The sequence below is a fragment of the Thermoplasmata archaeon genome (assembly GCA_036395115.1).
Classification (GTDB): Archaea; Thermoplasmatota; Thermoplasmata; order RBG-16-68-12; family RBG-16-68-12; genus RBG-16-68-12.
The window spans coordinates 106,307-119,202 of the sequence record DASWDU010000049.1 but is presented as its reverse complement, the minus strand read 5'-3'; the positions used below and the strand labels follow the sequence as shown (position 1 = coordinate 119,202).

General features: G+C 60.1%; 11 protein-coding genes. 10 read left to right on the top strand and 1 reads right to left on the bottom strand.

Annotated elements, in window-relative coordinates; genetic code table 11:
* The 7 genes from rpsM to VF992_12185 form a co-directional block, all read left to right on the top strand.
* Positions 1 to 330 (top strand): 30S ribosomal protein S13 (gene rpsM, locus VF992_12215; protein ID HEX9341914.1); only part of this gene is annotated, 330 nt, incomplete at its 5' end.
* 4 nt (positions 331 to 334) lie between these two features.
* A complete protein-coding gene (locus tag VF992_12210; protein HEX9341913.1) occupies positions 335 to 955 on the top strand; it encodes a 30S ribosomal protein S4 in 621 nt (206 codons plus the stop codon).
* Complete coding sequence (locus VF992_12205; GenBank protein ID HEX9341912.1) at positions 931 to 1,341, top strand: 30S ribosomal protein S11; 411 nt, start codon at positions 931 to 933, stop codon at positions 1,339 to 1,341. The genes VF992_12210 and VF992_12205 overlap by 25 nt, the downstream gene beginning before the upstream one ends.
* Before the next feature lies 1 nt (position 1,342).
* Positions 1,343 to 2,182 carry a DNA-directed RNA polymerase subunit D gene (locus VF992_12200; protein HEX9341911.1) on the top strand — a complete coding sequence of 280 codons (840 nt, stop codon included), beginning with the start codon at positions 1,343 to 1,345 and terminating at the stop codon, positions 2,180 to 2,182.
* Between the two features lie 77 nt (positions 2,183 to 2,259).
* Complete coding sequence (locus VF992_12195) at positions 2,260 to 2,640, top strand: BlaI/MecI/CopY family transcriptional regulator (protein ID HEX9341910.1); 381 nt, start codon at positions 2,260 to 2,262, stop codon at positions 2,638 to 2,640.
* Positions 2,633 to 3,547, top strand: coding sequence for a M56 family metallopeptidase (locus VF992_12190; protein ID HEX9341909.1), 915 nt, complete (start codon positions 2,633 to 2,635; stop codon positions 3,545 to 3,547). The genes VF992_12195 and VF992_12190 overlap by 8 nt, the downstream gene beginning before the upstream one ends.
* 78 nt (positions 3,548 to 3,625) lie before the next feature.
* On the top strand, positions 3,626 to 4,555 hold the full coding sequence (locus VF992_12185; GenBank protein HEX9341908.1) for a hypothetical protein: 930 nt from the start codon (positions 3,626 to 3,628) through the stop codon (positions 4,553 to 4,555).
* 1,431 nt (positions 4,556 to 5,986) lie between these two features.
* On the opposite strand, the gene VF992_12180 is transcribed toward VF992_12185, so the two are convergent.
* Positions 5,987 to 8,218 carry a hypothetical protein gene (locus VF992_12180; protein ID HEX9341907.1) on the bottom strand — a complete coding sequence of 744 codons (2,232 nt, stop codon included), beginning with the start codon at positions 8,216 to 8,218 and terminating at the stop codon, positions 5,987 to 5,989.
* 192 nt (positions 8,219 to 8,410) lie between these two features.
* Here VF992_12180 and VF992_12175 point away from each other — a divergent pair, with 192 nt between their 5' ends.
* The 3 genes from VF992_12175 to VF992_12165 are packed head-to-tail and all read left to right on the top strand — an operon-like array spanning position 8,411 to position 12,613.
* Positions 8,411 to 9,463, top strand: a complete 1,053-nt coding sequence (locus VF992_12175; protein HEX9341906.1) for a glycosyltransferase family 2 protein — start codon at positions 8,411 to 8,413, stop codon at positions 9,461 to 9,463.
* Positions 9,450 to 10,475: a glycosyltransferase family 2 protein gene (locus VF992_12170; protein HEX9341905.1), complete on the top strand. Its 1,026-nt coding sequence runs from the start codon at positions 9,450 to 9,452 to the stop codon at positions 10,473 to 10,475. The genes VF992_12175 and VF992_12170 overlap by 14 nt, the downstream gene beginning before the upstream one ends.
* Positions 10,476 to 10,486: 11 nt before the next feature.
* Positions 10,487 to 12,613 carry a hypothetical protein gene (locus VF992_12165; protein ID HEX9341904.1) on the top strand — a complete coding sequence of 709 codons (2,127 nt, stop codon included), beginning with the start codon at positions 10,487 to 10,489 and terminating at the stop codon, positions 12,611 to 12,613.
* The last annotated feature ends 283 nt before the right edge of the window (positions 12,614 to 12,896 follow it).

Here is a 12,896-nt window from a genome sequence, read left to right as displayed (position 1 = left end):
GAAGCGTTCCCGCACTGGATGGTGAACCGGCCGAAGGACTGGGAGTCTGGCCTCGACCTGCACGCGTTCGGCGCGGACGTCGAGATCCATCGCCGGGACGACATCAACCGCATGAAGATGATCCGATCGTATCGGGGCGTCGGCCACGAGACCGGGCAGAAGGTCCGCGGACAGCGCACCCGATCGAACGGCCGCACGGGCCTGACGGTCGGCGTGACGAAGAAGGCCGCCCTCGAAGCCGCCAAGGCGAAGAAAGCCGAGGAAGGCGGGAAGAAGGAAGAGAAGAAAGAAGAAAAGAAGGCAGAGACGAAGGAACCGGCCAAGGTGTGAGTCGTTGGGCGACCCGAAGTTCTCGCGTGCGAAGTACGAGCGACCTTCTCATCCGTGGGAGGCCGAGCGCATCAAGGCGGAGAACGAGCTCCTGAAGAAATATGGGCTGAAGAACAAGAAGGAACTCTGGCGATCCCAGTACGTTCTGCGGCGATTCCGTCAGCGAGCAAGGGAACTGCAGGCGCGCGTCCGGCAGAAGGACAAGCAGGCGGAGAAGGAGAGGGAGCAGCTCCTCCGTCGTCTCGGCCGGCTCGGGCTGTTGCCGCTCGAGGGCACGAGCCTCGACGACGTCCTGGCGCTCGACGTCGAGGCCATCCTGTCGCGTCGGCTGCAGACGCTGACGTTCCTCAAGGGGCTCGCCTTCACCCCGCGCCAGGCGCGGCAGTTCATCGTGCACGGCCACGTCTCCATCGGCGGCAGGCGAGTGACGATCCCCGGCGTCCTCGTGAGCCGCACGGACGAGAGCGGGATCACGTACGACGAGCGCTCCCCGATCTCGAGCGACCTCCACCCCGTGCGGCAGACGGGCCAGATCTCCGCTCCCGCCGTGGCGGAAGGGGCGGAGGAAGGCGAGGAGCCCGCCGAGCCCGGGCCGCCCGGATCGGATCCGGCGAAGGAGGCTTGAGCGTGCCGCGTTGGGGTGTCGCCCACATCTTCGCGTCGTACAACAACATCATCATCACCCTCACGGACATCACGGGATCGGAGACGATCACGAAGGCAACAGGCGGCATGGTGGTCAAGGCGGCGAAGGACGAGGCGTCGCCGTACGCCGCGATGAAGGCGGCCGAGCGCGTGGCCGACGCCGCGAAGGAGAAAGGCATCGACTCGATCCACGTGCGCGTGCGCGCGCCGGGCGGAAACAAGTCGAAGTCGCCGGGCCCGGGCGCGCAAGCCGCAATCCGCGCCCTCTCCCGCGCCGGCCTGCGGATCGGCCGGATCGAGGAAGTGACGCCGGTGCCCCACGACGGCACGAAGGCGAAGGGCGGACGGCGCGGTCGGAGGGTGTGAGATGAAGATCCGCGTGCTGTCGCAGGCGCCGGACGCGATGCGGCTCCTCCTCGAGGAGACGGAGCCGACGTTCGCGAACGCGATCCGGCGCGTCCTCGTGGCCGACGTTCCCAAGATGGCGATCGAGGACGTCGAGTTCCACCTCGGGCCGATCCGGGCGGAGGACGGCAAGGAATACGAGAGCGTGAGCCCGCTCTTCGACGAGATGATCTCGCATCGGCTCGGCCTGATCCCGATCCCGACGGACCTCGGCCTGTACAACCGCCGGGAGGACTGTCCGACGTGCCACGGCGAAGGCTGCCCGAACTGCACGATCATATACTCCGTCAACAAGCGCGGTCCCGGCCTCGTGACGTCGGCGGACCTCGAGCCGATCGGGGACGCGAAGCTGAAGCCGACGGACGCGGCCATCCCGATCGTCAAGCTCGGGGACGGCCAGGCGATGCTCATCTACGCGACCGCCGTCCTCGGAACGGGCAAGGACCACGCGAAGTGGCAGGCGACCCACGGCGTCGGCTATCGGTACTACCCGATCCTGAAGGCGGGCGGCAAGGCGCTCGACCCCCTCGATCCGGACGTCCCGTTCTGCGAGAGCCACATGCAGTCGACCGCGACCGGGGAGGAAGAGACGGTCGAGCTGGCGTCGGACTGCGCGACGTGCAAGAAGTTCGCCGAGCAGTACAAGGTCGATTCGGTCAAGGTGGGCAACGACCCGAGGCGGATCGTGCTGGAGTTCGAGACGGACGGATCGCTCACCTCGAAGGCCGTCCTGGTCGCGGGGCTCGACATTCTCTCGAAGCGGTTCACGGAGCTGGCGACGCAGGCCGGCGCGCTAGCGTGAGCCTCCGGCGGGCCTGCCTTCGAGGCTTGGCCGTCGTGGGCAAGCTTTAACTAGATTACTATCGTTCTAGTATTCGTATGGAGCTTGGCGACCTCGAGTTGGCAGTGCTCCGTGCTGTCCGGAACCTAGGGCCGGCGACGTCGGGCGTAATCTACGACGAAGTGCGGAAGACACGCGATGTCGCGTACACGAGCGTGACGACGACTCTCTACCGGCTCGTCGACAAGGACCTCATCGCGATTCGGAAGGAGAGCGAGAAGAAAATCTACTACCGGTTGAAAGAGGGCCGGGCCTATCGAAAGGCGATGGCCGCGATGATCGATCGCGTGCTGAACACCTTCGGCGGGGCGGCCGTCTCCTACCTGCTCGAGAATCCATCCTCCCTTCCGAAGGATCAGCTCGGATCGCTGAGGACGGAGGTCGAGAAACGGCAATCCAGGGAGAAGCGGGATGGCTAGCTTCTTCGAGATCATCGGCGAGGCCCTCCAGGCATACTGGCGTTCACCCCTCTCGCTGTCCGTGGTCACGGTCTGTCTCGCCTCGATGGGCACCTTACTGTACGTCTTCCTCACGAACAGCCGCAATGCGAAGCTGCGTGTGAGCCTCCTGACCGGACTGTACGCTCTGTCGATTTTCTTCTGGGCGTTCGTGGCCGGGAGCCTCGTCCTCTGCGTCTCGCAGGCCCGGATGGTGGCGTATGCGCGAAATGGCGTCCCTTGGGCCGTGCTCGGGGCCGTGGTCGGAGGAATTGCCGCCTCGGCGGTGGTTTCCTCCATCGTCTGGAAATACGGAAACGCCGCGGTGCTCCGGAAGCTCTCTCCACGCGAACTCCGCGAGGACCAGGCTTGGCTCTCGCACTTTGTGAAGGTCCTCGGCGAATTCGAAGGCGTTCCACACGCCCAAGTCCGAATGGTCGAATCGGACCGCGCGCTTGCGATGGCAGTCGGGGGGCCCGAGCGGACGATCCTCGTGTCCCGCGGGCTCGTCTCGCTCCTCGACCGCGAGGAAGTCGAGACAGTGGTCGCTCACGAGATGATGCACCTGAAACACCACGACGCGGAGTTCAAAGTGTTCTCCCGCGTCCTGTCGCAGATCCTGTTCTTCGACCCGTTCAGCAAATTCTTCGACCCGGCCGTCCACCGGGAGCGCGAATACCTCGCGGACGAGATGGGCAGCCGGTCGACGGGTAAGCCCGCGTCCCTCGCCTCGGCCCTCCTGAAAATCGCGACCCGAGGACCCCCACCGAAACCGTCCTGGGGCCTCAGCATCCTCGGACCCGGGCGAGGCGTTTTCAGCCGCTATCCCCCGCTCGACGAGCGGGTGCGGCGTCTCCTTCTGCTGTCCGATTTGTTGAACCCCTCGTAGACCACTCGCCCGACCAAGCAGCGCAGGAAGGATTCAACTTGTTGGGAAAGGTTTATACTATCAGAGTAGTAACGGCGAGTGGGGAGCAATCTGCAGTCGAGCCTGGCTGATAGCGTTCCGTCACTCGGCAGTAACGACTTTGCTAAACGGGCACTGGACACACTCGCCCTGATGCACCAGTGGGGTTACGCACCTTCCGTCGACACGCTCGCGGCCGAACTCCTGGGCGGTTCTGTTGATCCATCACAGGTTCTGACATTGGCTCGAGAATCGACCGCGATGTCCATCATGGATGGCTTCGTCTATTTGCACGGAAATCAGCGACTGGTCGCCAAATCAAGGTCGAGGGTTGCGAGTCACCACCTCCAAAATGGCGAAGCATTGTCTGTCGCGAAGGAATTCGCGCATGACCTAATCCGGGCTTGTCCGGTCGTGGACTGCGTCGCTCTCTCGGGATCTGCCGCTTCGGGAGGCTACACAAATGGGGATGACGTTGACTTCGACCTCTTCACCCGTGACGGCACGAAGTACCTTGTCTACGGAGTCGCCCTTGCCATCGGCCTCAAGGCTGCCCTCTTGAGGTGGCGGTCCCGAGGATTCCGAAAGCTGATCTGCATAAACGTCATCTGGAGTCACTCGGAAGCAACCCCTTTCGCGCGGCAGGACCAGGGGCTTGCCTTCGAACTTCTCCATTGTAATCCTCTCGTAGGTGACGAATTTTTCGCTAAAATGCTCACGAAAAATGAGTGGATTTTTCAACACTTCCCGCAACTCAGCCAAAAACTCTTCGCGGGGAACGACCGGCCCGAACCCAGCCTAGTCGGGCGATTCATCTTGCGAGTCTCAGTGCATCCGCGGTTTCTCTCGATTGTGGACCGATTGAGCCGGGCGGCAACGAGATGCGCATACGAGTTTGCCCATCGGCTGAAGTCGCGCAACAAGGACGCGGTGGAGCGCCTCGAGTTCTTGCAACGAGTCAAGTACCCTTACGAGGTATTCCAAGATTGATGGCACCAGGAGTTGAAAATCGCGACATCGGATAGACTCAACTGACGAATGTCTGGAGGCAACTTGCGGATGACCCAAGGTCGAGCTGGGAAGGTAATATCGGAACGTTACCCCGTAAAAATTCTCATTGAGAAGAATGGACTACTCGTCGCACTGACCACCAGGAAATATTCCCACCTCTTCTTTCTCTCGCGACCACTCGTCGGTTACCGGAGAATCATGACCCGCGATCGGATTGTTGCAAAGGCGGGCTACGACATCGGGGAGACCATGGACCTAATCACCGCGATGTATGGTGCCAGAGGACTCTAAAAATGGCCGATCGCCCAGGGGCACACGTCTGGCGCAGGTGCGGCCCGTCTATCCAGCATACTTCGATCGGAGCCCATTTTGAATGTCACCCCGAGAACGCAACCACAGACGGAGGATGGCCACCCATCCTTGACGGCGACTGAGAATGAGGCTGCCTTCATTCGGCCCCACTTCAGAATACTACAGCCTTGTCGCGCACGGTTACGACCTGATTTCCGACATCTATGACGATGTGGAACTAGAGAACTCGATAAACAACCGACTTCGCAAGCGAATGCAGTCCGCTTTGCTGAGCGCTTTTAGACCAGGTTTCCGTGTCCTGGAAATAGGATCGGGCACGGGAATTGAAGCGTTGGCCTTGGCGGCCTTCGGCGTCGAAGTGCTCGCAACAGATATCTCTCAAAGGATGGTAGATCTACTACAGAAACGAGCTTACGACGCAGGACTGAGGAACCTGGCATGTAGGAGAATGCCTGCCCATGATGTCGGAACTCTCGTTCAGGAGTTTGGCGAAGGATCGTTCGACGGTGCATATTCTCACGGAGGTGTTCTCAATTTCGAACCACGACTCCCAGTCATCGCTCAACAGATGGCACGTTTGTTGCGGCCTGGGGGGAAGTTCATTTGCTCAGTGGTCAACCAAGCTTCGCTCTTCGAGATACTATTCTATCCGCTAGTCCTCAGGCCCAGGAAAGCGTTCCGTCGACTAGGACATGATGTCCCTGTGCCGATCACTTGCCACCCGTCCCAGCGAAACTACGTGATCCCGACGCGGTTTTACTCCCCTCGCGCTTTTCTTCGGTTTTTCAACGGGGGGTTCGCACTGCGTCGCCTCGAAGGGTTACAAATCCTACTGCCACCCTGGAACCTAGCCGTTGAGTATGATCGCGTAGGACCTATCTCACGAATCGCAGGGTTGCTCGAGGACCGTCTTGCCGACAAGGCTCCATTCAACGAGTGGGGGTACCTGTTCCTGGCAGAACTCGAGAGACGCGATGAATGACTTTACGGGATTGTCGGGGCATTTCCACCTATGAGCCCGGTTACGCGGTTACTGTGCTGGCGACCTCGAGCTGCATGGTGACCGATTGGAGCTGACGGTGTTTACCGCATCACGAATCAGCCTACGCGAAAGACGACCGCGGCGGAGTTCGTGAACACCCGCGAGAATCGTACAGCCTGGCGATCGAACCTCTGGATGTTCGAGGCAGATTGCGCTGTGATGAAGAGAAAACCAATCGAATGGTCTGCGAGGATCTGCGTGGAGGTCCGCATGAACGGAGGGTGAGGCGCGGTCCCCAAGGACGAGAGCTGCGTCAGCGCCACGGTCGCATCGAGCTTCATGAATGAGCCTTCGGAATTCCAGCGGAGGCCGATTCCGCCCTCGCCCGGGGTCCCAAGTTGTGAGACTTGGGACGAGACACTCAGGTTCGTGGTTGCGAACGTGATTCGTCCGACCTGCGTCTGGTAGCCAAACATGTCCGGCACGCGACAGCCGATGACGCCTTGGCCCATAGAACCCAAGTCCACAAGGGTCCACGACGGGAGTCTGATCGTCATCTCCACGGCGTTCCACGCCGCGTTCGGATTGAAGCTCAACGTGAGTTCGAGCGTCACCGTCTCGTTTTGATGGCTATACAGGGTCGAACGAGAACCTGTGAATCCCGGGCCGGAGTAGTTACCCGTGACCCAGCCGACGCCGCCCTCCAACCCTCGGCCGAAATTCGGATCGGCTCCAAGGACCAACGTGAAGGCCTGTCCTGTGCTCGTGTTGACAAGCCGTGGCACTGCGAAGCCGACAAACTCGCGATAGTCTTGAAAATACCCCGTGTAAACCTTCGGGGCCGCCCCATCGTCGAATGGGAACCCGTCTGCGACCCGAAGGAGCCCGTCTTCGAAGATGGTGTCCCCGGCGAAGAGGCGGTTTGCGTCCCGGGCATCCTCCCATTTTGGAAGGGACGAAAGTAGAGGTGGATTTGCCTCGTAGATTGCCTTGCGGTCCGCGTAGCCCTCGAGCCACCACCCGGTGGCCATGCCCATCCATCGATCGTTGAAAGCCGGTGATTCAATTGCATCGACCGCGAAGACGGAGGTCGGAGGGGTGTTCCTCGCGATCCAGTCGAACGCTTGGAGCGTCTGGACGGTCATGAACTGATGCGAGTAGCTCATTCCTTCAATCTGCAGAGCAGCGCCCGAACTTGGGAGCACGAGGAGGGCGACCACGAACACTCCGACACAGATCGCCTCGCCGAGTGCATGAGGGGTTCCGGAACGGAGCCCGAACGACTTCGCTGGTGCTCCCCGGACGGACCAGACGAGCGCGAGGAACACCAGTGGAAACTCCAAGAAGAATAGGGTCCGCACCGGATGCGATGCGAGAATGGTCATTTCGAGGACAAGAGGAGTCAGCGAGAGCGCACTGACGACGGGCAAAAGAGGAGAGGACGGTCCGAACCGCGTGACGGCCAAGAGCGCGAGGATCAGGAACGCAATCCAGACCTCAGTGGTGACGCGCCACGGATACACGATCGCAAACGAAAGGGTCCCGAGTGGGGTCGGCTGCCCGAATCCCCCGCCGATATCCGCTGCTACGAGGGAAAGGAGGTACGGGACGTAAAGGAGACTCGGCAGGGCACCGAGCGCCACAACCCGAATCGCCGTCCATCCGCTCGCATGGCGATCTCTCGTCCGCAGCAGGAGGTGGAACGAAATCCAGACGAGGAGCGTGGCGCCGACGAGAAGAGCGGTGAAGTGGTGCGTCGAGACGATAAGGAAAAGGACGGCAGAGGCCACGACATCCTTGCGCCGCGGACGCCAGCCTCGGACTGGTTCATCCAGCGTCTCATAGAGTAGGCGAAACAAGACGAGGCTGAACGCGATGCCGAACAGGTTCGTGACGCCGCCGAAGGTGATGAACTCCACGAACGTCTGCCATTGAACGAAAACGGCTGAGCCGAGCAGGGCGGCCCAACGTGGCACGAACTTGCTCATGAAGTAGACCGCCGCCGGGAAGAGCGAGACCAGTGCCGCCGCCCCTAGGATCTGGAGCGCGGGGATCCTTCCGACCAAAGGGGCCAACGCAAGCACGAGCATCGGCACGAACGGAGGGTCGAAGGGCCCCTCGCCACTCCGGTCCGCGCCTGCATACCAGTTCGCCGCAATCAGATAGTGACCATAGTCCGGACCGACTGTTGGGACGGACAGGGCAATCGATGCGAAGCGCGCAAAGAATACGACGGTCAGGAGAAGGACAAGCACTCCAAAATACCGATTCCGAGAGAGGACCCGTTCGACTCTTCCTTCGAGTGCGACGACAAGTTCTGTGAGCCCTTGGATCGACTTCGACGCCACGTCGCTCGGCGATGGGGGCCTTCGGCGCATTAGGATATGCCATGACTCGGAGACGTCGGGATTTATTAGGCTTGCCCCGAATCAACCTGGGTCACGTGGTGTGTGGTGCGCGCAAATGGGACCGTCTCCTGCTGAGGTACGCGGGCGTACTGTGGCCGCCACGGGGCTCGTGCTGCACTAGGATCTGGCATCATGGAACTTCGAGTACGGGATAGTCCGTCTGCGCACGATACGTCCGTCGTGATCGTCCATTACAACGGCGCAGAACAACTCCGGAAGTGTCTGAGGAGCGTCTTGCTCTCAGATGCCTGCGAGGCGGAAATCATCGTCGTCGACAACGCCTCCCTTGACTCCTGCACAAAGACTGTCGGGCCAGAGTTCCCAGCAGTACGATTCGTCAAGTCAGGTCGTAACCTCGGGTCCGCGGGAGGTTGGAATTTGGGCGCAACCGAGGCGACCGGAAGTCTTCTCGTTTTTTTGAACGACGATGTCGTCGTTCCGCCGAAGTGGCTTGAGTTGCTGGAATCCAACCTCTCCAACGCGAAAACGGGCTGCGCCGGAGGAATCGCGTTGTACCTGGATCATCCCGAAAAAATCAACTCAGCAGGTGGGCTCCTCGACTTCCTGGGATTTGGACAGAACCGCGCGATTGGAGCCGGTCAGAAAGAGTTTCGAGGGGATGCTTACCCGCGTCCATTCTATGCCGTCGGGACCGTGTTTGCAACGCGTCGCGACGTATGGGAGCAAGCCGGTGGTTTCGACGAGCGGATGTTCATGTATGCCGATGATCTGGACTGGAGCTGGCGCGTACGACTGCTCGGTTACGATATCGCGCTGGACGAGCGTGTTGTCGTCCACCATAAATGGCGCGGATCAGCGCTGAAATTCAACCGGATGGTATACTTTCTCGAACGGAACGAAATCCGTGCGCTCATCAAGAACTACCGTCTGACGACGCTCGTTTGGATCGCGCCGTTCCTCCTTGCAGTCAAACTCGCGAAAGCATTTGGGCTCGCTCTCGTCAATCGACGCTTGCTGGTTGCCGTCTTGTCGGCTTGGCACTGGAACCTCCGAATGCTCCCGGACACTCTGACGAAGCGAAGGCAGATCCAGACAAACCGACGCGTCCCGGACCGAGCAATTATCGGAGCGATGGTGTTCGAAAGCTTAGAAGTCCGACATGCGTTGCGACGGACGGAGCACCCCCTCCGCTCGGTGGTAGGAGATCGCAGTGCCTCAGACTGACCGCCCGCCGGTTGCGGTGATCGTCCTGAGCTACAACGGCGTTCAGTATATCGAGGCGTGTCTGATGAGCGTTCTGTCGTCCTCTTACCCCTCCCTTCGCGTAATCGTCGCTGACAACGCGAGCGTGGATGGAACCCCGGAGCTCATTCGCTCAAAATTCCCATTGGTCGAGGTAATCCGCATGCCTACGAATCTCGGTTTCAGCGCAGCGTACAATCGGATCATCGCGAAGGTCCCCGAGGAGTTTGTCGTACTCTTGAACCAAGACGCAGAGGTGGCGAGCCGTACCTGGATTGAAGAGCTCGTTGACGCAGTCCAGTCAGACCCCAAATGCGCGGTTGCGGCATGCAAGCTCGTGTTTCGAGATGATCCCAAGATCCTGAACTCGCTTGGGGGGATGGCATACTGGTGGACCGGAACGGTAGACATCGGGTTCGGGGATCCCGACACCGACAATTTCCCGGAGGGCTTCGAGCCCTTTTCTGGCAGCGGCGGCGCGATGCTGCTCCGAAGACAGCCGTTCCTAGAAGTCCACGGATTTGACGAGGCCTTCTTCATGTATTGCGAGGACTTCGATCTCGGATGGAGACTCCGCCTCCTGGGCTACAAATCATTGCTTGCACCAAGAGCGAAAGTCGTCCACGAGTTCTCCGCCAGCATCGGAAGAATGAATCCCACGAGGGTCTACTGGGTCCACCGAAATTATCTCAGGGCGATGCTGAAGAACTATCAGCCATCTTCGCTGGCGCGCGGACTTCCTCAGTTCCTCCTATTTACAGTTGCAAAGTCCCTTGGATTGGCAGTTCGTGAGAGGAGTGCCGCATTGTTTTGGGCTCCCTGGCGCGCGGTCGCCTGGAACGTCTGGCGACTTCGGGAGACGCTGGGCCGGCGAGCCGAAGTCCAATCCGCTCGCAAGGTACCCGATTCTGAGATCCTGGAGCGTATGGGCCCCCGAGGATTCGAACCACTTTCAAGCCTACGGCATCGTCTGCGAATTATCTCACAGGGGTAGGAGCTGACCGGGTGGCGAACTCAATTCTTGAGTGGCTCCAGCGATGGCAGAAGATCCTTTGGGAACCGTCGCTCGGTCTCGCGTTGGTCGTCGGAATCGGCATACGACTTGTCTTGATTCCCTGGTTCAGCGACCCATACAACTTCTGGGCGGCTCACCTCGGCACGAAGGTCCTACTCACCGGCAAAGATCCATTCAGTTTATTTGCGTCCGACCCTCGATTCGCCCAGCTCGGTCCTTGGCCGTACCCCGCTGAGTATTTCTTGTTCGCACTCACAGCTTACGAGGGCTCCGGCTCAGCTCCGATTCTCTTCGGAATCTGGCTTCGAATTCCCGCCGTCGCCGCAGATGCTGGAATTTCGATCCTCCTCCTCCGAATCATGCGGCAGTTAGGCGGCTCGGAACGGCTTGCCAGAACCGCGGCCATCGCGTATCTCTTCAACCCGTTCACAATCCTCGTGACGGCAATCTGGGGGGAGAACGATCCAATTGCCGTCTTTTTCACCGTGCTCGCGCTTCACTTTCTCTTACGGAAGACGGACCGGGACGTGATCCTGGGTTCCTTCACGCTCGGCCTCGGAATCGCGACCAAAGTCTACCCATCCGTCTTCCTCCCTATGGCCCTCGCGTTGGTCCATGGGATCCCAAAGAAGCTCAAGGTCCTCGGAGCCGCGGCACTGGCTCCCGCCCTAACCTCAGCACCGTTTCTTCTCTACGATGCCCGATCCTATCTCGGGGTCGTTTTCGGCTTCTCCGGGGGGATTAGCGGGTCCAATCGTGGCCAGCTTGACCCGCAGTTCACTGCATGGCGGGAAGTCAGCTGGTTCACCGGCCCTCTCGACTCGTCCCTAGCCTTCGTCGCGGCCGGTGGATTAGTCTTGGGTCTCGCATGGACATATACACTCGTCCGGAACGGGAAACTCGATCTGACCGCCGCTCACGGGTTCGTAATCCTGCTTTCGTATCTCTTGGCGGTTCGATGGAGCCCGAACTACTTCCTGTGGGCGCTCCCCTTCGTCACCTTGCACGCACTTCGCCACAATCGGGGCGCCCAACAGCGGATCGCACTAGGGCTCTGGGTGCCAGCGTTCGCATACGCTCTCATCTACAACGGGTGGTATCCGGACGCATTTTCGGGGGCGAGCGGTCTTTCCTACTGGACTCTGATTTCAGGAGTTCCAGGAACCCGTGCTCATGAATCTCTTCCCCCAGAGCTGGCCCCGTTTCTCACAGCGGCCACGGTTGCAGTCTCCTTCTTCGTTGCACTCCTCTGCATACGACCAGTTTGGTCTCGCGGCGCCAACGACTCCCCTCCGACGAGGGCTGAGGTCACGGACCCCCAACACGTCATGAGTCAATCGCGACGGCGGCTGGTCACGATGGTCCTGTCTGTGACCTTCGTCGCATTGTTCGCGACATTCGCCGCGTACCAATCGTCCCACATCCGTCCCGTTAATCCGACCGATTTTGCCCTGTTCGACGTGCTCCCAGATGGAAGCTTCGTACTGACGGATCAGTTCCGCGCCGATATTCTCTCCTTCCGATGGGTGTTCCACGGAAGCGGCCAATATTCCCTTCATCCGAACGGAACGTCGGGAATCCTCTTCGACACGGCAGGGCCGAATGGGACGGCCTACATCGAGAATGATCTCGCGGGGGATCGAATCTCGATTCGGCTCACGTTCCGACTTGAAACTCTGTATGGGACGGAGCGTCTAGTAATCCTGCGAGCGAACTCCACCTGGTTTGGCGTGATTCCCGCCGGACGCGGCGCTGGAACGCTCACGTTCTTCGATCAAGCTGCGAACCGTTCGGTCGACCTCGGATCCATCGGGGTCGGATGGAATCAGGCAACAATCGACTTCTCGCCCTTAGAACAGCGCGTCGAAGCGGGGGGAGTCATGTTCACGCTTCCGCCAGCTGGTTCAATCTCTGCGGTCGACCTCGGACACACCGATCCAATCTCAAACGGTGGGGGACGATTCGCTATTGCCGAGGTAGTCATGCAATGGTCGGGTAGCCAGAGAGTGATCCCCAAACTCTCGCCCGCGATCGTCCTTCTCGTGGATTTCGCCGCCCTAGTTCCGCTTCTGCTTGTATCCAATGTCTCGAGCAGACCGAAGGCCTACAGAACGTGAGCGGAGAGCGAGAGAAGCAAGGACTAGTCCATCCATCGAACTGGGCGAATCCTTAAAGGAAATCGGTTCCTTGCGGTAGCTGCAATTTGGCGATTGGGCGGGGTTGAGAGTTGTCGGTACGATTGAGTCGTTAGCGCGGACGGCTTGGTCGTTGTGGAGGACCAAGTATGCGTTGCATGGGACAGGCTCGCTCGCCAAGCTCAGAGTGGCAACGTCTCCGCCGAATCGTCCTCGAGCGACCCCTGTGATTGGCCAGTAGACGTGCGACCAGGGGATTTTGAGC

Bases quoted from the DNA above. Each gene is read 5' to 3' on its own strand.
- VF992_12200 (HEX9341911.1), top strand. From the start codon at position 1,343: ATGAAGATCCGCGTGCTGTCGCAGGCGCCGGACGCGATGCGGCTCCTC.
- VF992_12195 (HEX9341910.1), top strand. From the start codon at position 2,260: ATGGAGCTTGGCGACCTCGAGTTGGCAGTGCTCCGTGCTGTCCGGAAC.
- VF992_12190 (HEX9341909.1), top strand. From the start codon at position 2,633: ATGGCTAGCTTCTTCGAGATCATCGGCGAGGCCCTCCAGGCATACTGG.
- VF992_12175 (HEX9341906.1), top strand. From the start codon at position 8,411: ATGGAACTTCGAGTACGGGATAGTCCGTCTGCGCACGATACGTCCGTC.